The organism is Marinobacter sp. LQ44, from assembly GCF_001447155.2.
Taxonomy (GTDB): domain Bacteria; phylum Pseudomonadota; class Gammaproteobacteria; order Pseudomonadales; family Oleiphilaceae; genus Marinobacter.
Map to the genome: position 1 here is coordinate 2991093 of NZ_CP014754.1, position 25190 is coordinate 3016282.

Genomic DNA, 25190 nt, shown 5'->3' on the forward strand with positions numbered 1-25190 from the left:
ACAAAACCGTGAAGTGCGGTTTTGTCATAAATACGAAATATCGGCTAGGATTGCCGATTCATTTTTACCCGTCTTCTACCGTCAACAAGGAATGCTGACGATGAGCTTCATGAAACTGGTCAGGCCCTCGGAGTTGAGAGCCTGTGATATCCCCCTCGTTGAAACCCCCTTTTTCGCCGCCGATAAGGCCAGGCGCCTGGTTGAAGAGCACGACCATGTTCGCTCTAACATGCACTCGTTATTCAGGCACCACTACCGTGGCCGAGGCAATATAGCCGAGACTGTCCACCGGGCGGTGAAAGACGGTGAGCTGATGTTGGTCTGTGAAGGCTGGGATGGACCCTTCTCCCCCTTGGTGACCTGGCAGCCAGACGACAGCCTGCCTGCCGGCGGCCGGTGGCGGGTAAGTGACAACTGGATATACACGCCTTCGGCGATTGAGAGCGCCGTGGCGCAACTTAACGAATGCGGCGTGACCCCCGATCAGTTGCGCCAATCCGACCCCTGGGGGGTTGGGGCGCTGGAAGTGAATATGTTCTCGATGAACTACCGGCAGTGTCAGCGTCAGGAGCAGGCGGCTCAGGGCAGCGAAGATGACCATCGGCTGAGCCTGCCCTTAGGGGCTTCCGCGTTAGTGGCTCCCGTTCTGATGTCCGCATCCGCCGCCGAAGGCGCCAAGGCGGACTCCTCCCGGGAACCCTCCCCCGAGATCCACCTGGAAGTTGGCCTGTTTACCGACGGCACCATGAACAATGCCGCCAATACCCAGGCTTTCAAAGAGCAGCTGGAGCGGGAGTGCCTGATTCCCTACGAGAACAACACCATCAGCCGGGAAGAGTGTGAGTGGCGGATGGGCCTGATGATGGGCGACAGTTACGCCAATGCCCCCAGCAATGTGGCTAAGTTGTGGGATTTGTACGTCGAAGAAGTAAAAGAGGTGGAGGGTACCAGCACCTACCGGCGCAAAATTTATGCTCCTGGGGCGGGCACCAAGACCGGGGATGATGATGTGTTATATAGCGCAGCCACTGGGCTGGGGGAGGCTGGCGTTATTGCACAGGTGGACTACGCCTTCTCGCAACTGACCTCGCGGGTGAAAGAAGTCCTGCATGACCTGCCCGCCGACCGGCTTGACAAACCCATCGATAAACTTACCTTGGACCTGTTCGGCTTCAGCCGGGGCGCGGCAGCGGCCCGCCATACTGCACACGAGATAAATCAGGGAGAAAATGGTTTGCTCGCCCAAGCGCTGGCTGACGGCGGTATCCTCTGGCCGAAGACGGTAGAAATTCGCTTCGTGGGGCTGTTCGACTCCGTGGCCGCCATTGTTAACCCGGCCGCCGGCGATTTGTTGGCCCATAACAGCCGCAATCACCCGGTGAAGCTGTACCTGAATCCGGACAAGGTGGGCCATGCGGTGCACCTGACCGCCGCCCATGAGCACCGCAGGAACTTTGCTCTGAACAGTCTGCAAAGCCGCGACGGCAGCTTGCCGGCCAACTTCCGGGAAATCTCCCTGCCGGGCGTTCATTCCGATATTGGCGGTGGTTACGGCGACAGCCAGCGAGAGGATGTGCTGTTAAGTCCCTTGCTTCAGGTACCTCGCGATCGAGTGCGCTGGCCGGACAAAACCCTGCAGTGGGACAACCTGGAGGCCAGAAGGAAACAGATAGAGGCAGAAGGCTGGATAGGCCCCTACAGTCTGCCGGTTCGGCAATCCGAACAGTTGCAGGCATGGCCGAAAGACCTGGGTCCTGAAGGACCAGCCCGGCTGGAAGTTGTCACCCTGCGCCATGAGCACCCGGCGCTGGATGGCCGAGTGGAACTGGTGTTGCGGATGCTGCGCCAGGTGCGGGGGGAGTATTCGCAGGTGGCCTTGAGGTTGATGCATCGGCTGGCCACTGATAGCGGTGCGCCGCTGCAAGCTATTGATACCAGAAAAACCGACAATACCTTGCCAGAGGAACTGAACCCCATCCTGCAACAAATCCTGAAACAGGTTGAACAAGGGAGCGACGCCCCTTCATTGACCACGGAACATGAACACCTGTTGCTCCAGCGTTATATCCATTACTCCGCCCACTACAACGGCATCGAAACCTTGGTGGCGGGAACACCTGCGAAGTTAGAGGGATTGCATCCCCACGCACCGGTGCTCTCCGGGGAGCGCCTGGTTTATCCACAGACAGAGGGCGAATGATGATTCAGAAGATTCTAGCCATGGGGCTTGTGGCCATCGCCCTGTTGGGCAGCGGGTGTTCAGCGTGGTCGAAGGCAGACGACACTCTTTGGATGATCAGGATAGCCGCACCCAAGCACTACGACGTGTGGGTGACCGACATGTTTCTGGAGAAGTCAGGTGAGCGGAGCTGGCGCCAGCCCATCGGCGCGGTGGGGTGCTGCTGGAAGGGGCCCCGTGGCCCAACTGGAGCTGGGGCCGGAGTTGACCCCTTTCCGGAACTGATTCTGGTCAACTGGTTTTCCTACGCGGAGCAGAAATATTACACCAAGATCATTCAAGTGCCGGAAGACCTGCTGGACCGAATGCGGGAGCCGGCAACCTATGTTACGCAGGTTGATGTGCGCTCAGGCCCCCGGAACCTCCTGACCATTGGCCTGGCGCCCGGCGGTACCGTGGTGGTCTGGATTTCGAACCAGATTGGCAATGAGATCGAGGTGATGCGTATGCAGGCCACGGAAGTACCGGGTGACCCGGATGATTTTGAGGTAGGAACCAGGAATTATCTCGAGAAACACGGTGATTACCTCAGGGAACATGGCATCCCGATGGAGGGCTGGTAGGCTGCCCCGTCGCTTAGCCACAGACAGAGGGCGAATGATGATTAAGAAAATTCTCGCCATGGGCATCGTGGCCATCGCCCTGTTGGGCAGCGGGTGTTCGGCGTGGTCGAAAGCAGACGACACACTTTGGATGATCAGCATAGCGGCACCACAGCACTACGAAGTGTGGGTGACCGACATGTTTCTGGAGAAGACCGGTGAGCGGAGCTGGCGCCAGCCCATAGGTACCGTAGGGTGCTGCTGGAAGGGGCCCCATGGTCCAACCGGAGCGGGGGGCGGGGTGGACCCCTTTCCGGAACTGATTCTTGTGAATTGGTTTTCCTACGCGGAGCAGAAGTACTACACCAAGATAATTAAGGTGCCGGAAGACCTGCTGGACCGAATGCGGGAGCCGGCCACCTATGTCACCCAGGTTGATGTGCGCTCAGGCCCCCGGAACCTCCTGACCATTGGCTTGGCGCCCGGCGGTACCGTGGTGGTCTGGATTTCGAATCAGATTGGCAATGAGATCGAGGTAATGCGCATGCAGGCCACGGAGGTGCCGGGTGATCCGGATGACTTTGAGGTAGGAACCAGGAATTATCTCGAAAAACACGGTGACTACCTCAGGGAGCATGGCATCCCGATGGAGGGCTGGTAGGCTGCCCCGTCGCTTAGCCACAGACAGAGGGCGAATGATGATTAAGAAAATTCTCGCCATGGGCATCGTGGCCATCGCCCTGTTGGGCAGCGGGTGTTCGGCGTGGTCGAAAGCAGACGACACACTTTGGATGATCAGCATAGCGGCACCACAGCACTACGAAGTGTGGGTGACCGACATGTTTCTGGAGAAGACCGGTGAGCGGAGCTGGCGCCAGCCCATAGGTACCGTAGGGTGCTGCTGGAAGGGGCCCCATGGTCCAACCGGAGCGGGGGGCGGGGTGGACCCCTTTCCGGAACTGATTCTTGTGAATTGGTTTTCCTACGCGGAGCAGAAGTACTACACCAAGATCATCAAGGTGCCGCCAGACCTGCTGGACCGAATGCGGGAGCCGGCAACCTACAAGACGCCGATGGGTGTGTATTCCGGCCCCCGGAACTTTATGACCATTGGCCTGGCCCCCGGCGGTACCGTGGTGGTCTGGATTTTGAATCAGATTGGCAATGAGATCGAGGTAATGCGCATGCAGGCCACGGAGGTGCCGGGCGACCCCTCCCGATTCACGGAACGCACAAAAGGCTATCTCGAACGTAACGGTGACTACCTCAGGGAACATGGCATCCCGATGGAGGGCTGGTAGGCGGCTCCCGGCAGCCGCTTACCCGCCTATGCGGCCGGTGCTGAGTTCTACCTCCGCTGGCTTGAGCTCGTCCAGCGGCCGCGGCCGTGACAAACGGTAACCCTGGCCGAAGTGAATGCCCAGGGTTCGAACTTTCCTGAGGGTTTCATCGTTCTCGATAAAGGTGGCGACGGTTTCCTTGCCGGCGGTTTCGGCAATCCGATGCAGGGCATCCACCATGATCTGCTGCACCGGATCACGTTCCAGATCGTTCATGATGCGCCGGTCCAGTTTGATGATATCCACCGGCAGGTTGGCGGCCAGGCTGTAGCTTTCCACGGATGCCCCCGCCCCTTCCAGGGCAACCCGGCACCCCGCCCGGTGCAGGGCGTCACATAATACGGCTACCTCATCCGGATACTGGGTGGCGTGGGATTCCCGGATCTCCAGGCAGAAACAATGGGCCTGGAACGGGGTCTGGCGCACCTGTTGTTCCATGAAATCAGCAAAGGTGTCATCCAGAATGGTGGCCAGCGACAGGTTGAAGCCGCAGTACTTCAGCCTCGGCTCCAACAGTCGATGCTGGCTCAGCCACTGGAGAGTCTGCCGGATAACCTGGCGGTCCAGGCGCTTGGCCAGGTCAAACCGCTCTGCCACCGGCAGGAATTGTTCTGGCAGCAGGGGCGAGTCGTCGCCTGTACCCGGAATGCGACACAGGATTTCAATGTGGTCACCCCAGGTGACGCTGGCCACCGGCTTGAGGGATTGAAACTCCAGAATCAGCTGGCCGTTATCCAGGGCCTGATGCAGCTGTTCAAGCTGGCGGTCGGTGCCCCGATTGGCCAACTCGCCGGGCAGGGCCTGGGTGGTGTGGATACGGTTGCGGCCGGAGGTCTTGGCGGTATGGCACAGGTCGGCGGCCTGGGTCAGTAGCGGTTCAGGCTGGAGCGGAGCGTCGGTTCCGAGAATCAGCAGGCCGCCGCTGGCGGTGGTCTGTAACTGTCTGCCCTGCCATTCAAACTGGAACTGGGCAATCTGCTCCCGGATCTCCTCGGCAATCTTGCGGGCTCTGGGTTCGGGGCAGTTCTCTATGAACAGGGCAAAGGTGTCACCGGACAGCCGGGCCAGGGCGTCCCGCTGGCGCACCCGCAGCCCGAGCATTCCAGCCAGTTCACGCAGGTACCGATCGCAGGTGCCACTGCCGGCCTGTTCGTTGAACTGTTCAAAACCGTCCAGGTCGAGCAGTAGTAAGCCGTCCATCGACTGGCGTTTGCGCTTATGCTTCATGGCCCGTTCCAGATGCTCGACAAAGGAGCGCCGGTTCATCAATCCGGTCACCGGGTCATGGCGCATCCGGTAGTCGCCGCTGCCGCTGAGCTGGACACGATTGCTGATATCTTTGGCTACATGGACCGCACCGACCACCTCGCCTTGCAGGCCCTGGATATTCTGGAAATGAAATTCGTAGACCGGAAGGCCTTCGCCCTGGCGGTTCAGGGGCATCTCGGCCACGAAGTGTTCACGGTCAAAGGCCCGTTGCCACAGGCGCTCAATCATGCGCCGTTCGTTGGTAAAGTCGGCAAGCAGGGCTTTAAGGTTGTCGCCGGGCCTTGGTTCGGCGCCAAAGGCGTTTCGGAACTGTTTTGCCCAGGGAGCGTTGAAATGCAACAGGTTCAGGCTGGTGTCGACAGCGACCACAAGGTCTGGCGTGGCGTTGGCGGTTGCTTCCAGTATCCTCTGGGCCTGCTGCCGGGCGTGGTCGTGTAGCATGGCTTCACTGTGGTTGACCATCACGCCACCGAGCTTCTGGATCCGGCCGCCGCTTTTAAGGGCGCGGCCCGACAGGATGACTCGTTGCAGACGTTGCCGGCTGGTCAATACCGACAGCTCCATACTGAACGGGCGGCCCGTGCGCATGCAGCGGCGGAACAGGGCACGCACGCGGTTCTGGCCGACCTGGCAGTAGAACAAGGCCTGTTCGGGTGACAATTCCGTCCCGGGGCGCAACTCCAGCAAGCGGTACATGCCCTCGGACCAGCTAATCTCATTGGAGGTCATATCCAGCTCCCAGAGCCCGAAACCCGCGCCTTGTTCTGCCAGTCGTAACAGGCGGCCGTCCATGTCGCCGCTGTCTTTCAGGGAAATGGAGGCGTTGGCGGCCTGGTCTGAATCACGCATTTCCATGCGCAAGCCCAGAATGGCGGTAAAAAAGAAGCCATCCTTGTGGCGGAAGGTCACCAGCACCGTCTGGCCGTTGTCCAGGTGGTGTCGGTGGGCCGGGGCAAAGGGATCGTCCTGCCGGGAGGCGAGAATGCGCTGCACCGGCTGTCTGATCAACGCCCCGGCGTCGTAGCCGAACATGGCCTCGGCATGGCGGTCGACGTGGGCGATTCGGCCATCGTCGTCTACCCGCAGCAGGGTTGGCTGAATGACAGGTCCGGACAGATCCGGCCGATAACGTTGAATAATGAATTCTTTCACAGCGCAGGTGCCTCTTCAGGAGGTGCCGGTTCCGATGTTTACCGAAAACAGGTCATCCTTTTATTTTTTTACCGGTTTTGCCACGATTCATTCATCATACTGACTATCTGACCGAAAATAACCACTTGCCGGAGCCCTCTTGACTGTTCTCGCACCGCCCATCGTTCTCGACTTTGAGGACGGCATCGACCGAAAAACCCTGCGGCGGCTGCGGGACCGGTTTCTGTTGGTCAATCGTCAGCGCTGGGAACGGGCGTGTTCCGCCCTGACTTACCGGCAGCAGGTGGTGCTTGAACTGTTACCGCTGGCGTTTCATCTGAATCATCCCGCTTTGCCGGGCTATCTTGATGGCAGCTGCCCCCAGGGCCTGGCCGGCTATACGCCGGGTAACGATGTGCTGAATTCCGCGCGCCGGTTTGCCCGAAGTTTCAGTGTTCGCGATCAAGGGCTTCGCAAGGCCGATCTCGACAGTCTGTTCCTGATGGGCAGTCCCGGCACCCTTGGGCACTCGGTTGCCAGTGATCTGGATGCCTGGCTTTGTCATCGGGATGATCTGTCTGAACAGGGCATCCGCAGCCTGGAGCGCAAGGCCGAAAAGCTGTCGCAATGGGCGGCAACGCTGGGCGTTGAGCTCCACGTGTTTGTCTTCTCGGCCGCTGACTGGCGGGCCGGCCGGCAGCGGGCCGAGGTCACCGGAGAGAACTGTGGCAGTGCCCAGCACTTTCTGTTGCTGGATGAATTCTACCGGACCAGCATCCATCTGGCTGGGCGGTATCCGCTCTGGTGGCTGATCCCGTCGGAGGCCGAGGCGGACTACGGGGAATGCCGCCGGCGTTTGCTGGAGTGCCGGTTCATCAAGGCCAGCGAGTACATTGATTTTGGCGCCGTGCCGTCGATTCCGGATGAGGAGTTCCCCGGCGCCGGTATCTGGCAGCTCTACAAAGGCATTGATGCTCCCTGGAAGGCCATTCTCAAGTTGTTTCTGATTGAGTGTTACGCCACCGATACCGCCCAGCCGTTATTATCCGCCAGCTTCAAACAGGCGGTGTATCAGGGGCAAACCAGTGCCGATGTTCTGGACCCCTACGTCATGCTGTATCAGCGCCTGGAGCAGTGGCTGTTGACCAGTGGTGCTCCGGAGCGCCTCGACCTGGTACGCCGGAGCCTTTACCTGAAGGCGGGTTTGCCGCTCACCCGGGCCGGAATGGCCGGGGACCAGTGGCGAATCGATTTGCTGCGGCAGCTGGTGCAACAGTGGGAATGGACTGAAGACCGGCTGAGCGCCCTGGACGATCGCCAGCGCTGGCGGGCAGAAGAGGTGACAGGCCTCAGGCGGAACATCGTGGCGGAGCTTACCCACAGTTACCGCCTGTTGTCGCGCATGGCCCGGGAGCAGCACACCCAGGCGGCTATCAGCGCCAATGACATTAACCTGCTGGGCCGCAAACTCTACGCCGCCTTTCAGCGCAAGGCGGGCAAGATCGAACTGGTTAACCCGGGCTTGGTGCCGTCGCTGGCGGAGGAAAACCTGTCTTTTCACCACCAGTCCGAACAGGGCGGGGAAGGTGACGGGTGGTTGCTGTACCGGGATCTTGAAGATCCCTCCGACGCCTTCTGGCAACCGGTGATCCGCCGCGCAGGCAATCTGGCGGAGCTGTTGGTGTGGTGTTACTGCAACGGCTTGTTGCATCGCTCCACCCGGCTCAATGTCCGGGCGGGCAAGAGTGTTGCCTCGGTGGCCGAACTGAAAGACATTGTGGAGGTGTTGTCGGGCTTTCTGCCCATGCCCATGTCTCCGGCGCCCAGAGAGGCGCTGTCCCGAGGTGTGCGCCCGCTGAAAAACCTGTTGCTGATTAATGTGGCGGTAGACCCGCAAGCCCACCTGACCGAACGTGGGCTGCACAAGCTCAGTGCCCGCTCCGACTCACTGGGGTTCAGCGGTGGTCGCGATAACCTGGTGCTGACCATTGATCAGATTACCCTTAACAGCTGGCATGAGATCAGTCTGCAGCACTATGCCGCCGGAGATACCCTGATCCAGTGCCTGAAAAACGTGTTGGCCCAGGTGGCGATCAACCCGGCCGAGCTGCCGGAAATTCGCGTGGCGGCCCCCAGCCGGGGGCACGGCAGTGCCATTGCACGCCGGGTGAGGGAGTTGTTCGGAGATGTGTTGCGCCATTTCTTTGCCGGCGGCACCGGGCCGCACCCCTTGCGTTACATCATCGAGATGGATCATCGCTATTTCCTGCTGCAGTTCAGCGGCCGGGAACCGGGGTTTGTCGCCCTGGACAGCCGTGAAGCTCTGCTGGCAGCGCTGTTGCAGCCGCAGGATCGGTATCTGCCAATCGTGCCGGACCGCCACGCCCTGCGGGACGAGCCGGTGCTCAAGGCGGTCTGCGCGGCGTCCGAAGCGGGCAATATTCAGGTGTTCTGGTTGCTTCAGGGTGACCGTGGCCAGCTCTGGGTTGTCGATGAGCATGGCAGTTTGTGGACCCGATCGATGCGGGCAGGGCATCGCAACCACTTGCTCGGTCCGTTGATGCGTTTTCTGGAGAACCTGGTGGAACGGCGCCTGTTGCGTCAGGCTGATAACCTTGACCCGGCAGGTGGTATCCGCTGCTATGAAATGGTTCGCCGCGACGGCCGCTGGCTTGCCGAGCTTCGGCCCTATCAGAGCACCATGGCGCCGCCTTCAGGCCTGGAAGTGCAGGCGGTTGGCGTTCAGCAGGGCGACAGTACCCTGCGGTTTGATATCTACTGCAACGATCAGGAATTCAGTGTGCAGGAATACGGGGACCGGCTGATTCCCGCCGTCGCCCACTACATCCGTTCGCTGCGCCGGAGTGGCGAATCTTATCCGGTGTATCTCACCGACCTGCACCTGCCCCACGATCTGGACCCGCAGTTGTATCAACGGGATATCCAGACCGGCCAGTCACTGTATTACCGCACCAGTCTGGAGGACGCCCTCAACCGTTATCTGCCATAAGCCATCGGGTCCCTCGCGATCAGGGGCGGGTGTCGGGTATACTTCGGCCATTATTCACTCAGGGGTATGGGTATGCAGGTTGGACCATCTCGCCGGCCTTGGGCGCTCGTGATGATATTGCTGTTGTTTCTTGCCGGTTGTGGCCAGAAAGGGCCATTGTACCGCGAAGCGCCACAGGCAGATCCGGTCCAGTCCGGGCAGGCGGACGAGAGCGCTGACACCGATGAGTCGCCGGAACGCTGAGCCACCAACCCTGGCAGTAACCCATCCAGATAGTCAGGATCAACATGGATCATTTCAATTACCGCAATGGCGAACTGTACGCCGAAGATGTTCCGGTGGCGTCAATCGCTGAGCGTTTTGGCACCCCGGCTTACGTATATTCCCGGGCCACCCTCGAGCGTCACTATCGGGCCTATGACAGCGCGCTGAATGGCCGCCCGCACCTGGTGTGCTATGCCGTGAAGGCCAACAGCAACCTGGCGGTGCTGAATGTGCTGGCGCGCCTGGGCGCCGGTTTCGATATTGTTTCTGCCGGCGAGCTGGAGCGGGTTTTGCGTGCCGGTGGCGATCCCGCCAGGGTGGTGTTCTCCGGCGTTGGCAAACAGGAATGGGAAATGAAGCGGGCGCTCGAAGTGGGCGTGCGCTGTTTCAACGTTGAATCTGACACCGAGCTGGACCGCCTGAACAAAGTGGCCGGAGAGTTGGGCCTGAGGGCGCCGGTCTCGCTGCGAGTGAACCCGGATGTCGATGCCGGCACCCATCCCTACATTTCCACCGGACTGAAGGAAAACAAATTTGGTATCGATATCGCCGAGGCCCCCCAGGTTTACGCCCGTGCCGCAGCGTTACCAAACCTGGATGTCCATGGGGTGGACTGTCACATTGGTTCCCAGCTGACGTCAGTCTCTCCGTTTCTGGATGCCCTGGACCGGGTGTTGGTGCTGATCGATACCCTGGCGGACCAGGGCATTCATATCCGCCACCTGGACATGGGGGGCGGCCTGGGCGTGACCTACAATCAGGAACAGCCCCCGCAGCCGGCGGATTACGTCAAGGCACTGGCCGAGCGGCTGGGTGATCGGGAGCTGGAACTGATCATGGAGCCGGGCCGCTCCATTGCCGCCAACGCCGGCATATTGCTGACCCGCGTGGAGTTTCTGAAGTGCACCGAGCATCGCAACTTCGCCATTATCGATGCGGCCATGAACGACCTGATCCGCCCGGCACTGTACAGCGCCTGGCAGGCCATCATCCCGGTACAGCCCCATCAGGACGGTGAGGAAAAAGCCTGGGATCTGGTCGGGCCGGTGTGCGAAACCGGCGATTTTCTGGGCAAGGATCGCAAACTGCGGCTGAAAGCGGGCGATTTGCTTGCGGTTCGGTCAGCGGGTGCCTACGGTTTTGTTATGGCGTCCAATTACAACACCCGTAATCGCCCGCCCGAGCTGATGGTTGACGGCGATCAGGTGCATGTGGTGCGCCGCCGGGAGACCCTGGACGATCAGCTTGGCCCTGAAAGTTGCCTGCCGGAATGAACGGGGAGCAAGAAATGAATCCGCAAAGACGGGGCCAGGGGCCGTTGCTCCGGTTTACCAAGATGCACGGGCTGGGGAACGACTTTATGGTGGTGGATGCCATAAGCCAGCCTTTCCGCCTGCGTCCGGAGTTGATCCGGGAGCTGGCGGATCGGAACTTTGGTATCGGCTTCGACCAGTTGCTGGTGGTCGAACCGCCGGGTCTGCCTGATGTGGATTTTCGCTATCGTATTTTTAATGCTGATGGTTCGGAAGTGGAGCAGTGCGGTAACGGCGCCCGGTGCTTTGCCCGGTTTGTGCGTGACCAGCGCCTGACCAACAAGCGGGTGATCCGGGTACAGACTGCCAAGGGTGTGATCGAGCTGAAAATCGGCAAGGATGGCCTGGTGATGGTCAATATGGGCGTGCCGGAACTCAATCCGCCCGCCATTCCCTTCGCCGCGGACTGTCAGAAGACCGTGTACACCGTCGATGTTGATGGCCAGAGCGTGGAATTGTCGGCGGTTTCCATGGGCAATCCCCACGGTGTACTGTTGGTGGATGACGTCGACACGGCACCGGTGGCCACCCTTGGCCCCATGCTGGAGAAGCATCCCCGGTTCCCTTCAAGGGCCAATATCGGATTCCTGCAGATCGTCGACCGGGGCCATGCCCGCTTGCGTGTATTTGAGCGTGGTTCGGGAGAAACCCTGGCCTGTGGCAGTGGAGCCTGTGCTGCGGTGGTGGCAGGCCAGCTGCGAGGCCTGCTGGATACCCGGGTGGAGGTGGAGCTGCGGGGTGGCCGGCTGGTGATCGAATGGCAGGGGAATGGGTCCCCTGTTATGATGGAAGGCCCCGCTAAAACGGTATTTGAAGGGCAGCTTCGTCTGCCGGGTGATCCCCAGCCCCGGCGCCGCAGAAGTTCCCGAACCAATAAAACAAGGTCCTGACGGCTCAGGAGAACACGATGACAGAACAAACGGCCCGCCAGAAGGCCGGCGAACTCACCCGGGAGCAGGTGGCCGATTATCTTCGCGCCAATCCTGATTTTTTTCTTGATCAGGATGAACTGCTGCGCAGCCTGACTCTGCCCCACGACAGTGGCCGGGCGATCTCGCTGGTGGAGCGCCAGGTTCATCTGTTTCGTGAGCAGCGGGATACCCTTCGCCGTGAACTGGTGGAGCTGGTATCGATCGCCCGTCATAACGACCGCCTCTTCGAGAAAAGCAAACGGTTGCTGATGCAGGTGATCGAAGCCAAGTCACTCAACGACATGGCCGCCGCTGTTGATGACAGCATCCGCGGCGATTTTGGCCTGGATGCTGCCTCGGTGCTTCTGTTCAGTGATTCGGCGCAGCCGGAGAAAGGCGAGGGCGCCCTGCACATCGTCAACGCCGTCCAGGCCCGGGAGCGTCTGGGCTCGTTGCTGGAGGGTGACCGTGCGGTGTGCGGCCAGTTCCGGGAAAGCGAGCGGGAGTTCCTGTTCCCGGACCGGGATGAACCGATTGCCTCGGTGGCCCTGGTACCGCTGCGTCATGAGGGGCTGGTTGGCGTATTTGCTGTCGGCAGCTGCGAGCAGGGTTATTTTGATCAGAGCATGGGGTCGCTGTTTCTCAGCTATATCAGCGATACCCTGAGCCGGCTGCTGCCCCCCATGCTTGATCGTTATCGCACAGATGCCCCGGTGTCTGGCCTGGCTGTGGAGAGCGGCCAGGGGTGACCGGGCTGGCGACGGACACCCGACCACCCGAGGCGATGGCCGCCCCGGTGGTTGCGTTTGTCCGGCATCTCGCCACCGAAAAGTGCCATTCCCCCCGCACCTGTGATCACTATCAACGAGACCTCGATCGCCTGGTCGACTGGCTGATCGAAGTTGACATCCCGGCCTGGTCAGAGCTGACGATTCACGACATCCGCCGCTACGTGGCCCGGCTGAGCCGAGACGGTTTAAGCGGTCGGAGCATTGCCAGGCACCTGTCGGCCATCCGCCGTTTCTATCAGTTCCTGCTTCGGGAAGGTCTCGCCCGGGACAACCCCGCTCTGGATGTTCGGGCTCCCAAAAGCGGGCGCCGGCTGCCGAAAGTGGCAGACGTTGACCAGATCAGCCAGCTGCTGGACATCAATCCCGACGACCCCCTGGAAATCCGCGATCTGGCCATGTTCGAGCTGATGTACTCTTCGGGCCTCCGTTTGGCAGAACTGGCCAGCCTGAGTCTGCCCGCCCTGGACCTGAAAGGCCGGGAGGTGCGTGTTCTGGGTAAAGGTAACAAGGAGCGCATTCTGCCGGTCGGCGGCAAAGCCGTCGCGGCTCTGAATCAATGGCTGGCGCACCGAACAGCCATGGCTAACGAGGGCGAAACCGCGGTATTCGTCAGCCAGCGGGGCGGTCGCCTGAGCCAGCGCAGTATCCAGGCCCGCCTGGCTCGCTGGGGCATGGTGCAGGGTGCCGACCAGCGCTTGCATCCGCACCTGCTGCGGCACTCCTTTGCCAGCCATATGCTGGAGTCCAGCGGCGACCTGCGTGCGGTCCAGGAACTGCTTGGCCATGCGGACATCGCCACCACTCAGGTCTATACTCATCTGGACTTTCAGCATCTTGCCCGGGTGTACGATCAGAGTCATCCCCGGGCGCGTCGACGTTCGACCAACTATATCAACCGAAACGACAATGATCATGCCGGTTCTTGAGGGAGTGTTTCATGGCATCTGAGGAGTCCTGGAAGGATAAGTATCTTCGGGAACTGGACGAGGCAGAGCAACGCGAAAAACAGTGGTTAGCCGAGCGCAATGTGCTTGAACGGATGCTGGTGCGAACCAGCCTGGCCTCGGAAGGCCAGACACCAGAACTTGATAACCTGCTTAACCGCCTGAGATCCGATCTGCGCAAGCAGAAGTTCGATATCGATGCCTGGAAAGCCCTGCAGGATCAGATTGATAAAGCCATTACCCGTCTTGATGAAGCCGAGCCAAAGGGCCCAAAGGCCGACACACAGGTCGTCGCGCCGGCGAAGCCGACGGGAAGTGAGCATGATATCGCCGAAGAGGGGCATCGGCTCAGAATCGCCCGCCGTGTAGGCCAGTTGTTGGGGTTGTTGTTGAATCAGGTCAGCCTGGAACCAGAGGTGGAGTCGCAGGCCAGGACGCTTCAGCAAACCCTGTTATCGAGCAACGACTGGGAGGTCCTTCGGGAAGGCCTGAATCAGGTGGCGGAGCTGGTGATTGAGGCGGTTACCCGCAGCCAGCGGGAGTTCGAGACTTTCCTCAAACGGCTGGATGAGCGCCTGGAAACCTTGCGTCAGCACTTTTCCGAACAGTCCGATGCCTACGCTTCCAGGCACAATGATACTGCAACGCTGGACCGGGAAATCCGGTCGGAGCTGAGTAAAGTATCCGAGGATATTCAGCACAGTCAGGACCTACAGAGCCTCAAACAGTCTGTGAGCCAGCGACTGGAGTTCATCGGCGGTGCCCTGGAACGATTCTGCACGCGGGATGCCGAGCGGGATGAAATGCTGGCGCAGCAACTCAATGCCATGCAGGAGAAGGTCGCCGCCATGGAGGCTCATTCCGAGCAGATGCAGGCGCAGGTTCGCCGGGAGCGGGAGCGCGCGATGACCGACCTGCTTACCCAGCTGCCCAACCGGGAAGCCTGGCAGGAGCGGCTATCATTCGAATACAACCGCTGGCAGCGTTACCGACACCCGCTCAGTGTGTCGGTGATTGATATTGACCTGTTCAAGAAGATCAACGATTCCTTTGGCCATAAAGCCGGTGACCGGGTACTACAATTGGTGGCACGGGAGATGAAAAGCCGTCTTCGCAGCACAGATTTCATCGCCCGTTTCGGTGGTGAGGAGTTCGTGTTGCTATTGCCGGAGACGGGATTGGAGGCCGCCCGTGACGTGGTAGAGCAGTTTCGGGAACATGTCGGCAAGCTGCCGTTCCATTTCGGCGGTAAGCCGGTTTCAATCACCTTTTCAGCCGGCGTGTCGGAGTTCCGGGATGGCGATACCGAAGATGCCGTGTTTGATCGTGCCGACCGGGCCCTATATCAGGCCAAAGATGCCGGCCGCAATCAGGTCATGGTGGATTGACGGCGCCGATCAGTGCCGCAGCAGGGCGTCCAGTTCATCAATAATCTCGGCCCAGTCGCTGTCTTCCTCAAGGCCCTCCTCAAGAAATTGCGACTGGCTTTCGGACCAGAAGGGGGCATCCTGGATGGCAATTTCCGAAGGCAGTGGAGAATGCCGGGCGATAAAACTCTCCATGCTTTTCTGATCTGATGGTAAGCCAAGCTGCTGAAAAAGGACGCTTAGAGTGTGTTTGCTGGTGTCCATAAGACAGGCTTCTCCTGTGTGCGGTGAGGCAGTATGAAATCTTCCACATTTGCAGGTATTGTTCCCTGAAATGTAGTGGAACCACCGAGGATATCCAGTGAAGTCTCTTCCACAGTTATTGTATGGCCTCTTGTTTGTCCTGCTTCAAGGGGTCGTATGGGCGGAACCGCCCCAGGCGTCGCCGGCGCCGGTTCTGGGCGCTGCAGATCTGGAGTGGTTGGGCCAGCAGGATGGCTTCCGGGTGGCTGTCAGGCAGAGCCAGGTGCCGCTGGTGTTCGATACCGGTGAGGGTGCGCTGGCGGGTATCTGGATTGATTATCTCGCCCGCCTGTCAGACAAGCTTGGCGTGCCGGTTGAGCCTTTCATGGCAGTCGACCAGGGCGACGATGCTGACCTGGTTCTGACGACCCGCATTCCGGGATCACCGGTGATCCCGGGCCTTCGGCACACCTCACCGATGATGTCGCTGACCTATGGGATATTTGTAAATGCCGGCGACGCCGCCTACCGAACGCTTTCCGATCTGGAATTTGCCAACGTCGCGATTATTGGTGGTGATCCCAACCAGTTCCCTTTGCTGGACCCGATTGATAACTTTTCGCCGGTGCCCGTCGCCAGTCTTGGTGAGGCCATCAGCCTGGTGTTGTCCGGCAAGGCCGACGCCTTCCTCGGGCCGGTTCCGGTGGTCTCGGATTACCTTGAATCCGCGATGATCAATGGTATCGGTCTGGCCGTTCTGCTGGACAATCGCCCGGTGGATGTTGTGTTGCAGGTGCCGACCAGCCGTGACCGCCTTTTCCGGGTGTTCGACCGGGCCATTCAGGCATTGAGCCACAACGAGCACCGGGATATTCGCCAGGCCTGGCTGCAGGCGAACATGCCGGCCCTGGAAGGACGTGGCGTGGCCCTGACCGCTTCGGAGCTGGAGTGGCTGAAACGTCATCCAGGGTTGAAAGTGGGTATGCGTGGCGATTGGCCACCGTTTGAGTTCGAGCAGGACGGCCGCCCGGCGGGCCTTGCCTCTGACCTGGTCAAACGGCTGGAGGAGAACCTGGATGTTCGCTTCAATCGGGTGATTGCAGGTTCCCGACAGTCGGCCGAGGACATGTTGAAGGCGGGTGAAGTGGATATTCTGCCGGGTATGTCCCGCACCCCCCGAACCGAACAGGAATTCCTGTTCACCCGGGCCTATGTGTCGGTACCGATTGCCCTGGCCATCCGGGATACCGGCCGGTTCATTGGTGATCTGAGGGAACTGCGGGATGAGCGGGTCGGTGTGGTTAACCGCCAGGCCAGCCACGACTATCTGTTGATCAATCACCCGAACCTGGATCTGTATCCGCAAAAAACCGTTGAGGAGGGGCTTCTGGCGCTGTCCAACGGCGACCTGGATGTGATGGTTACGCATATTCCGGCGGTGAGTTACACGGTTGCCCGGCTGGGCCTGTCGAACCTGCGAATTACCAGCATTACGCCCTATCAGTATGACCTGCGGCTGGCGGTCAGCAAGGACAATCCGGTGCTTCACCGTATCCTCAACAAGGCCCTGAGCAGCCTGCCGGCATCGGAGACCGAGGCGGTGTATAACCGCTGGATACACCTGGATATCGAACAGGAAGCTGACTACACCGTGGTCCGGCGCATTATCCTGATTGCCATCGTTGTGGTGCTGATCTTCCTGTACTGGAACCGCAAGCTGTCGCTGGAGGTGGATGAGAGAATCCGTTCCGAGAACGCCCTGCGCCGCAGTGAGGATGAATTGCGGGCAGCCAAGCTTGAGGCCGAACGCCTGGCCCGGGAGGCGGAAACCGCCAGCAGGGCCAAGAGTGAGTTCCTGGCCAATATGTCCCACGAGATCCGAACCCCAATGAATGCGGTCATTGGGTACAGCGATCTGCTCTACAACTCGGTGACCGATCCCCAGCAGCGGAACTACCTGAACGCCATCCGCGCCGGCAGCCGTAGCCTGTTAATGCTGATCAACGACATTCTTGACCTGTCACGGATCGAGGCGGGCAAGATGCGCCTGGACTTTGGCCCGGTTTCGGTTCGCCGGCTGCTCAGCGATGTCCGGCATATCTTTGATCTGCGAGCGACCGAGCAGGGCATTACCCTGGAGGTGAGCGTAGGCTCTGGCATGCCCTCGGCAATGATGTTGGATGAAACCCGGTTGCGCCAGGTGTTGTTCAATCTGGTGGGCAATGCCATCAAGTTCACCCATGAGGGTGGAGTGACAGTGCGGGCCGTGGCCAAAGAACTGGAGGAATCGACCGGTAAGGACGCGGATATCCGCTACTACCGGTTGAAAGTGACCGTGGCCGACACCGGCATTGGCATTGCGCCGGATCAGCAGGACCGTATTTTCGATGCCTTTGAGCAGCAGGAAGGTCAGAGCTCCCGGCGATACGGGGGCACCGGCCTGGGTCTGGCCATCAGCCGGAAGCTGGTGGAAATGATGGGCGGTGAGCTGACGGTAAAGAGTGAACCGGATGTTGGGTCCACCTTTACTCTCGTGTTGCCCCGGGTTGAGGCTACCGTAGAGCAGGCGGAAGATGACGGGACGCCGGAGGAAGCCGAGCGGCTGCTGGCGCAGACCATGAGTATGCAGGAGCGAGGCTGGCTGCGGGAGAAGCTGGCGGAGGACTTTGGTGACCAGTGGCAGGATGTTCGTGAAAGCGGCGACCCGGAACAGATGAAAGACTTTGCGCTACGAATTGTTGAATGGGGGCAGCGTCATCGTTCGCCGTCGGTGACCAGCTACGGCGAAAAACTGCTGGCGGATGTAGAGGCGTTCAATCTGGATGCGGTTAATACGGCCCTTGAAGCTTTCCCCAAATTGCTGGGCCAGCGTTGAGCTGACCAGCGGTTTAGAGGCAGTCGAACTGGGATTTGCGGTCGAACGCCACTGACACCATGTCGTACCCGGAGTCTGACAGGGAGCGAACCAGCGCCCTGTCTTTCAGCAGGGTCATGCAGACTTTGTGGACGCTGGCCTGAAGCTGCTCATTTTCCGGATTCTGCTCAGCGAGTCGGAAGTCGACGATCAGATATTTACGGTCGACGGCGGCTTGTTCCGGGATGTCTTCCCGTTCCACGCTTTCAAAACCGATGTAGGTGGCTTCCTGGTTGGAAAACACCTGGCTCATCAAAACGTCAAGATTTTCGGCATGTGCCTGAACGGCTGACATCAATAACGCAACCGCGGATGCGAAGGCGTATAGTCTGGTGCGCATAACGAGCACTCCCGAAAACGGATGAGATAACTTCTATGTTACCAAGTGTAAAGTTTGGTTACGCTTGATTATTGCAGAGAGTGTTGAAAATTTCGTCATTGATTCCCGGTATTTTTCAATTGTTTGCATTTTGGACATAATTCCGCGCTGCGGGGTGTTTGCCTGCCTGCCGCAGAGCTGGTTTTCCGCTATCATGGAGCCAGAACCATTGGGAAAGTGAGAGGGATAGCCATGTTCCAGCTTGTATTCAGGGGTGAATGCGCGCCAGGTACTGATGTCGAGACTGCCCGCAACAACGCCCGGGCCCTGTTCAAGGCCAGCGTGGAGCAACTGGACCGCATGTTCAGTGGCCAGCCAGTCGTTATTCGTAACAAGCTGGAACAGGTTCAGGCAGAGAAGTACCAGGCGGTACTGCGCAAGCATGGCATGATTGCCCATGTACAACCGATGGCTGGGGCTGCTAAGGCTGCGGCCCCGGCACCGAAACCTGCGCCGGTTCCCCAGGCTGATCAGCAAGCCGAGACTGAAGCACCATCGGCCCCGCCGAAACCGGCCTCTGAGGGCAACGTGCCGGCGACCGAACCTGGAGATCGCCTGCCAGTGGCTGGCGAGAAAGTGGACGATATCCTTGCTGGCTCAGGCCTGACCCTGGACCCGGTGGGTGTCACCCTGGTGGAGCATGAAGACCCGGAAGCGCCCATGTTCGAGCATCTGGACGACTGGAGCCTGGCGCCCCCGGGCTCCGATCTGGGGGTAAAACGAGATCTGCCACCGCCGATGGTTCCGGACGTTTCCCACCTTTCCCTGGCCGACGATGACAAACACCGCGACAAGAGCTGACCGGGGTTTGCCCGACCGGCGGTATTATCTGGTTCTGCTGTTCATTCTGGCGCCCCTGTTGTGGGCGCCAGTACTGGCGTCGGAACCCTCAGAACGCCCGAAAGTTGGGCTTGTGCTCAGCGGTGGCGGTGCCAAAGGCATGGCCCATGTGGGTGTTCTGAGGGTGCTGGAAGAAATGCGGGTGCCTGTGGATGTGGTGGTAGGCACCAGTGCCGGCTCCGCCGTGGCGGCACTCTACGCTTCGGGCATGTCGGTATCCGAGATTGAGCAGCGGTTTCTGGAACTGGACTGGTTGTCCAGCTTCCGCGACGATCCCGGCCGGGCGTTCAAGCCGGTCCGGCGCAAACAGGACGACTGGCGTCTGCCACTGGTGCCCGGTTTGGGGGTCAGCAGGCAAGGTGTCCACCTGGGCGGAGGCCTGGTGACCGGGCAGAATCTTGGCTTTATCCTCAATGAACTCACCCGCAATGCCGCCCTGGTTGAAAATTTCGATCAGTTACCCATTCCCTTCCGAGCCGTGGCCACCGACCTTGAAACCGGGGAAGAGGTGGTCATCGGAGACGGTAATCTTGCCGAAGCGATTCGGGCCAGTATGAGCATTCCGGGCGTTTACGCGCCAGTTGAGCGGGACGGTCGGCTGTTGGTGGACGGAGGGGTTGCCAACAATCTTCCAGTCAGCGTGGCTCGGGAGATGGGCGCGGATGTGGTCATTGCCGTGGATATCACCGATCCGATGATGAGCGCCGACCAATTGCGGGAGGCTTTCTCAGTGGTGGGGCAACTGACTACCCTGATAACCCGCAGGAATACCGATGCCCAACTGGCCATGCTGGCCGAGCAGGACGTGTGGGTTCACCCGGACCTCGAAGGCTTTGGCTCCGCCGATTTTTACGATGCGCTGGTCCTGTTCGAACTGGGTGCCACCGCCGCCCGAGAGCATGCGGTTGCCCTGAATCGGCTGTCGGTGCCTGAGGAACAGTGGGTGGCGTATCAGTCGCGCCGGGCCGCCGGCAGTTGGGTGCCCGGGCCAGTGGTTCGGGTTGAGATCGCCCAGGGTGAGCGCCTGGCGACGGACTTCCTGAGGGAGCGGATTCGCCAGCAACCGGCGGAAGTTCTGGACGTACCGGAGCTTGAGGCAGACCTGAAGCGTATTTATGGCCTCGGCTACTACGAATCCGTGGGCTGGTCGCTGGCGCCCACGGAAGAGGGGCCGGTCCTTGTGATACGGGCGCGGGAGAAAAGCTGGGGACCGAATTACCTGTCGTTCGGGCTCAACTATGAAGATAACTTTGAGGGAAATACCCGCTTCAACCTGGCAGCTGGCCTGCGCATGACCGAGCTGAACCGGTTGGGTGCCGAATGGCTGACCGGCGTTCAGTTGGGTACCCAGCCCTGGGTCCGAAGCCAGTGGTACCAGCCGCTGACCTACGGTTATGACCGGTTTGCCGTTGTCGGTGTGGAATATCGGCGCGACGATTACAGCATTTACGATCAGGGGCGGCGCATCTCGGAAGTGGATGTCACCTTCCGACAAGTGGACCTGGCCCTGGGCATGGAGCTGGGCGGCAATGGTGAAGTCCGGCTGGCCTATGTGCGCGGGTATGCCTCGGTTGACGACGAAGTGGGTGTTCCGGTCGCCCCCGCCGACAATGTGCATCAGGGGCATGTCAGCTTGCAGCTGGTGCACGATTCCCTGAGCGATGCCTTCTTCCCGAAATCCGGTGCTTTTGCCGGGATCCGCGGGCGGATTGAGCGGGAAGATCTCGGTTCAGACCGGCACTTTGATGGCGTGACGGCGATGCTGCTGGGCACTGGTACCTGGGAGCGATTTAACCTGACCGGGCTGTTGTATACCCGCCAGATTTTCAGCGGCGAGGCCGGTATTGAAAATGCCGCCCGTTTGGGTGGCTTTCGCCAGCTTTCAGCCTACGCCCCGGGGGAAATTACCGGCAACGACGCCGTGTTGGCGTCCGTTTACGGTCGGCAGGAGTTTGGTGGTCCGGTCATGCCCTGGTTTGCCGGCGCCGGTTTTGAAACCGGCAATGCGTGGGACAGTATGCGTGACGCCAGCTGGAGCGACACGGTGCGGTCCTGGAGTGCCTTTGCTGGCGTGGATACCCTGCTCGGGCCGGTGCAACTGGCCGCTGCCTACAACAACGAGGATAACTGGACCGCCTACCTGAACATTGGCTTCTCTTTTACCCAGCTGTTCTACTGAACCGTCAGCCAGCGCCAGCCTCAACCTGCGTTGATGGCGGCCAGAACCTGTTCGCATTGCTGGATGGCGTATCGGTGCAGGATGCTTGCCAGGGCCGCTTCGTCCCGGTTGCCAATGGCCCGGATGGATTCTTCCATGTGTGCCAGATTGTCCTCCAGTACTTGTGCCCCGCCTTGGCGAAAGGCGACAAAGGCACAGCGTTTGGCCGAGGGCCAGAGGTCATCAATGGCGGAGACGATAAAGTAGTTGTCCGCGTACACCAGTGACGCCTTGGTGTATTCAATGCCCAGCTCCAGAAACGCCATCAGGTCGTTTTTCTGGTAGCAGTCCTTCATTTGCCGATACAGATTTTCAAGCCGGGCCATGTCCTCGGGTTGCCATTGTCGCACCAGTTTTTGGCCGGTGTGGGCCAGGTACAGTTCGAGAATTTCATAGAGACTTCGTACAAAGTGCTCGTCCAGCGGGGTAACGAACGCCCCCTTGCGTGGCACGTTGCGGACCAGGTGCCGTTTTTCCAGCAGTAACAGCGCCTCGCGGATGGAACCATGACTGACGTCCATCTCTTTGGCCATGGAGCTTTCGTAGATGCGCTCACCGGATCTCAGCTGTTCAAAGGCAATCAGGTTTTCAATATGGCGGGCGACTTGTTCGGTCAGGGTTTCTCTGGGCTTGAATGCGTTCATGGGTTATCTGTGTACAGCAGGTGAACCGTTGGAAAGGCCATGGTCGCACAATGTTTTTGCCGGAGCCAGAATAACCGCTACAGCAACGGCGCCAGCAATCGCACCGCGCGACAGCTGAGTCGGAAGAGAATGGAGCGGTCCTGGTAATCCCGCTCTGTCATTCGCTGGCAGTGCTCAAGATCTTTCCGGAGCATGGCATCGACCGAGCGTATGAAGTTCTCGTTGGTGTTCACCGCGGTGATCTCGAAATTCAGGCGCATGGAACGATTGTCCAGATTGGCCGTACCCACGGCGGCATAACGGTCGTCCACCAGAACCACCTTCTGGTGCATGAAGCCGGGCTGGTACCGATAGATCCCGATGCCAGCCTGGCTGGCTTGCACCAGGTAGGAATAGGCAGCCAGGCGAATAAGCCGGCTATCGGATTTTTCAGGAATCAGGATGCGAACGTCCACCCCTCGCAGCGCCGCCAGCTGCAGGGCGTTCATGATCTGGAAATCCGGAACAAAATAGGGCGACGCAATCCAGATTCGGGTGCGGGCATTGTTGATGCTGTTCAGGAAGAATAGCGTGCAGGTCTCCCAGGTATCTGCAGGCCCGGTAGGCAGTACCAGAACCTGTTGATCACCGCCGGTGTCAAAGCTCGGGTGCCAGTCCAGTTCCGGGCGGATATTACTGGCCCAGTGCCAGTCTTCCAGCCACGCCAGCTGCAACCCGGTCACGGCCGGGCCCTCAATGCGACAGTGGGTATCGCGCCAGGGTTCCTGGTCCATCGCCGTGCCCAGGTATTCGTCGCCCAGGTTAATGCCGCCAACAAAGCCCACCTTGCCATCACAGACCAGTAACTTCCGGTGGTTCCGGAAATTGATCTGGAAACGCCGGCGGCGCACGTTACCGTTGCCGAACGAAGCGATGCGCGCGCCGGCGGCTGACAGTTCGTTAAGCCAGCGCCGTGACAGCAACACACTGCCGATGTCGTCGTACAGAAACCACACCTCGACACCCTGCGCCAGCTTGCGTTCCAGAATCGCCTTGATGCGCTGCCCCACCTTGTCTGAGCGCACGATGTAGAACTCCAGCAGAATGTATTGACTGGCATCCTCCATAGCTTCGAACAGGGCCTCAAATGTTGCGGTTCCGTCTTCCAGCAGTGTGCACTGGTTGCCGCTGGTAAACGGTTGCCGGCTCAACTTGCACAGTACCTGCAGCTCATCGCTGAAATGTTCGTGGCCGGGGTTGGAGATCGACGTGGTCTGCTTCTCGAACTGGTCCAGCAGGGTGGTCAGGGACTGATCGCCCATCCGGCGGGCTTTGACATAACCGCCAAAGCGGCTTCGGCCGAACAGAACAAACAGTGGCACCGCGATATAGGGCAGGCCTACCAGTGCGATGATCCAGGCTATGGCCCCCTGGGCGGTGCGATAGCTGAGCAGGATCCGATAAATGCAGGCCAGGGCTGCCAGGTACAGTGCGGCAAGGGGGATGGCCAGCAATGACAGATTATCCGCAGTCATTCGTTACCTTCCTGATGGTTTGCCCGAAACTGGGCCGGTGCCATGCCGGTCCAGCGTTTGAAGGCACGGCTGAAGGCGCTGAGTTCAGAAAAACCCAGCAGGAAGGCAATTTCCCCCAGGGCATACTGGTCGTCAGCTACATACCGAAGGGCCTTGTCCTGGCGCACCTGTTCCACCAGATCATGAAAACTCAGGCCCTCTTTTTTCAGCTTGCGGTACAGGGTTTGGCGGCTCATGTGGCACTGCCGGGCCAGGGTGTCGGCATCAATGCGATCAGTGGCCATTTGCCGTGAAATCAGGCGGCGAACCTTGCGGCTGAAAGACTTCCGCGTTTGCAGGCGAGCCAGCACCGCATTGACCTGCTTCAGCACGGCGGAATAGACATACGGGTTGCGATGGGGAATCGGGTGCCCGAGGTGCTGGCTGGAGAACGCCATTCTGGTGATGCCGGTACCAAAAATAACCGGCCCGCCAAACAGTTTCCGGTACTCACTTGCATAGCCGGGTTCCGGATGGGCCACTTCCAGCCAGTCGGCTTCAATGCCCCGGTGAATAAAATGACGGGTTCGACACAGCGCCGCCGCCAGGGTGCGATCCATATCCTGACGACAGTAGTGATCGGGGTGGTCTGGCTGCCAGGTCAGGATGGCCTGATCCGGCGTTTGCTCAAAGCTCAGGGTTACCGATTCGTTGATCAGCCGGTGCAGGCGCACATACTGCACGACGGCCTCGCCCAGGGTGTCGCAATTGAAGAAAACATGCCCGACCAGGCCCATTCGTTCAGGGTCAACCACCTGCCCGGCGTGCAGTCCAACACCGGGGTCTCCGGTCAGCTGTTCGGCCAGATCCCAAAGTTGGTAGTGGGTGCTGGCGGGAATGCGCAAATCCGGATCTTCCAGGGCTTCCAGGCTAAGGCCGGTGAGGGTTTCAATCCGGGGGCGATTCAACAGCCCGAGCGTATCCAGGTAATGCACGAGCGCCAGTGTGCTGGAGGCCGCAACTTGCGGGGTATCCGCTTGGTCCGTTTGCGCGTGCATGCCGATGGTTGGCTCCGGGTGGTTGTGTGTCAGTGTGATACAAAATGTCAAGCGATTGGCACAGCCAGTCAACGGCTAGCCATAGCTTCAACGATAGCATGGTACGCATCAGGTTGAAGTAGCCAACAGGCAAAATGGAGGTGTTGTATGGAACGGGAAATCTTTGTACCCCATAACGAGGCCGAGCGTAAAAACGTTTTGGCACTGGCGGAATATCTGGACAGCATCTTCTACTGCTGAGCTGTCCGTCGTAATGTCTGTGACCTTCTGGCCGGGTTTA

The 25190-nt window shown here is 59.7% G+C and carries 20 protein-coding genes; 14 read left to right on the top strand and 6 right to left on the bottom strand.

The features are described 5' to 3' along the window. Positions 1 to 100: 100 nt before the first annotated feature. Genes ASQ50_RS13670 through ASQ50_RS13685 form a run of 4 tightly spaced genes read left to right on the top strand, consistent with a single transcriptional unit; the run spans position 101 to position 4082 of the window. Entirely contained in the window at positions 101 to 2200 is a 2100-nt protein-coding gene (locus ASQ50_RS13670; RefSeq protein WP_227513170.1) for a phospholipase effector Tle1 domain-containing protein, read from the top strand. After that, complete coding sequence (locus ASQ50_RS13675) at positions 2197 to 2802, top strand: DUF2931 family protein (RefSeq protein WP_058092793.1); 606 nt, start codon at positions 2197 to 2199, stop codon at positions 2800 to 2802. Before ASQ50_RS13670 ends, ASQ50_RS13675 begins: the two co-directional genes overlap by 4 nt. A 34-nt stretch (positions 2803 to 2836) precedes the next feature. Next, entirely contained in the window at positions 2837 to 3442 is a 606-nt protein-coding gene (locus ASQ50_RS13680) for a DUF2931 family protein (protein WP_227513171.1), read from the top strand. A 34-nt stretch (positions 3443 to 3476) separates the two neighbouring features. After that, positions 3477 to 4082, top strand: a complete 606-nt coding sequence (locus tag ASQ50_RS13685) for a DUF2931 family protein (protein ID WP_227513172.1) — start codon at positions 3477 to 3479, stop codon at positions 4080 to 4082. Positions 4083 to 4100: 18 nt separating this feature from the next. Here ASQ50_RS13685 and ASQ50_RS13690 read toward each other — a convergent pair whose 3' ends face one another. Further along, positions 4101 to 6542 carry an EAL domain-containing protein gene (locus ASQ50_RS13690; RefSeq protein WP_058091321.1) on the bottom strand — a complete coding sequence of 814 codons (2442 nt, stop codon included), beginning with the start codon at positions 6540 to 6542 and terminating at the stop codon, positions 4101 to 4103. Positions 6543 to 6681: 139 nt separating this feature from the next. Between ASQ50_RS13690 and ASQ50_RS13695 the strand changes: the two genes are divergently transcribed. From ASQ50_RS13695 to ASQ50_RS13725, 7 genes are all read left to right on the top strand, one after another. Continuing rightward, positions 6682 to 9531, top strand: a complete 2850-nt coding sequence (locus tag ASQ50_RS13695) for a class I adenylate cyclase (protein ID WP_058091322.1) — start codon at positions 6682 to 6684, stop codon at positions 9529 to 9531. 72 nt (positions 9532 to 9603) lie between these two features. After that, positions 9604 to 9774 (top strand): LPS translocon maturation chaperone LptM, encoded by a 171-nt coding sequence (lptM, locus tag ASQ50_RS13700; RefSeq protein ID WP_156510015.1) that lies wholly within the window; start codon positions 9604 to 9606, stop codon positions 9772 to 9774. 44 nt (positions 9775 to 9818) lie between these two features. Then, entirely contained in the window at positions 9819 to 11069 is a 1251-nt protein-coding gene (lysA, locus tag ASQ50_RS13705) for a diaminopimelate decarboxylase (RefSeq protein WP_058091324.1), read from the top strand. Between the two features lie 14 nt (positions 11070 to 11083). Beyond that, positions 11084 to 11998 carry a diaminopimelate epimerase gene (gene dapF / locus ASQ50_RS13710; RefSeq protein ID WP_058091368.1) on the top strand — a complete coding sequence of 305 codons (915 nt, stop codon included), beginning with the start codon at positions 11084 to 11086 and terminating at the stop codon, positions 11996 to 11998. A gap of 17 nt (positions 11999 to 12015) precedes the next feature. Continuing rightward, positions 12016 to 12768 carry a DUF484 family protein gene (locus ASQ50_RS13715; protein ID WP_058091325.1) on the top strand — a complete coding sequence of 251 codons (753 nt, stop codon included), beginning with the start codon at positions 12016 to 12018 and terminating at the stop codon, positions 12766 to 12768. Between the two features lie 35 nt (positions 12769 to 12803). After that, the gene (gene xerC / locus ASQ50_RS13720; protein WP_058091369.1) at positions 12804 to 13736 is read left to right on the top strand and encodes a tyrosine recombinase XerC; all 933 of its coding nucleotides are present in this window, start codon (positions 12804 to 12806) and stop codon (positions 13734 to 13736) included. 11 nt (positions 13737 to 13747) lie between these two features. Then, positions 13748 to 15142 (top strand): GGDEF domain-containing protein, encoded by a 1395-nt coding sequence (locus tag ASQ50_RS13725; RefSeq protein WP_058091326.1) that lies wholly within the window; start codon positions 13748 to 13750, stop codon positions 15140 to 15142. A gap of 9 nt (positions 15143 to 15151) precedes the next feature. Here ASQ50_RS13725 and ASQ50_RS13730 read toward each other — a convergent pair whose 3' ends face one another. Then, complete coding sequence (locus ASQ50_RS13730; protein ID WP_058091327.1) at positions 15152 to 15385, bottom strand: DUF2789 domain-containing protein; 234 nt, start codon at positions 15383 to 15385, stop codon at positions 15152 to 15154. 97 nt (positions 15386 to 15482) lie between these two features. Here ASQ50_RS13730 and ASQ50_RS13735 point away from each other — a divergent pair, with 97 nt between their 5' ends. Beyond that, positions 15483 to 18239 carry an ATP-binding protein gene (locus ASQ50_RS13735; protein WP_058091328.1) on the top strand — a complete coding sequence of 919 codons (2757 nt, stop codon included), beginning with the start codon at positions 15483 to 15485 and terminating at the stop codon, positions 18237 to 18239. 13 nt (positions 18240 to 18252) lie between these two features. Here the strand turns inward: ASQ50_RS13735 and ASQ50_RS13740 are convergent, their stop codons facing one another. Next, positions 18253 to 18618, bottom strand: coding sequence for a hypothetical protein (locus ASQ50_RS13740; RefSeq protein WP_058091329.1), 366 nt, complete (start codon positions 18616 to 18618; stop codon positions 18253 to 18255). Positions 18619 to 18849: 231 nt separating this feature from the next. Between ASQ50_RS13740 and ASQ50_RS13745 the strand changes: the two genes are divergently transcribed. Next, positions 18850 to 19458 carry a hypothetical protein gene (locus tag ASQ50_RS13745; RefSeq protein WP_058091330.1) on the top strand — a complete coding sequence of 203 codons (609 nt, stop codon included), beginning with the start codon at positions 18850 to 18852 and terminating at the stop codon, positions 19456 to 19458. A 7-nt stretch (positions 19459 to 19465) separates the two neighbouring features. After that, a complete protein-coding gene (locus tag ASQ50_RS13750; protein ID WP_227513174.1) occupies positions 19466 to 21676 on the top strand; it encodes a patatin-like phospholipase family protein in 2211 nt (736 codons plus the stop codon). 20 nt (positions 21677 to 21696) lie between these two features. Here ASQ50_RS13750 and ASQ50_RS13755 read toward each other — a convergent pair whose 3' ends face one another. The 3 genes from ASQ50_RS13755 to ASQ50_RS13765 all read right to left on the bottom strand — a co-directional run bounded on the left by ASQ50_RS13755 (position 21697) and on the right by ASQ50_RS13765 (position 24910). Then, entirely contained in the window at positions 21697 to 22359 is a 663-nt protein-coding gene (locus ASQ50_RS13755) for a GntR family transcriptional regulator (protein ID WP_058091332.1), read from the bottom strand. Positions 22360 to 22436: 77 nt separating this feature from the next. Then, positions 22437 to 23873, bottom strand: coding sequence for a cardiolipin synthase (gene cls / locus ASQ50_RS13760; protein ID WP_058091333.1), 1437 nt, complete (start codon positions 23871 to 23873; stop codon positions 22437 to 22439). Then, complete coding sequence (locus ASQ50_RS13765; RefSeq protein WP_058091334.1) at positions 23870 to 24910, bottom strand: AraC family transcriptional regulator; 1041 nt, start codon at positions 24908 to 24910, stop codon at positions 23870 to 23872. Before ASQ50_RS13765 ends, cls begins: the two co-directional genes overlap by 4 nt. Between the last annotated feature and the right edge of the window lie 280 nt (positions 24911 to 25190).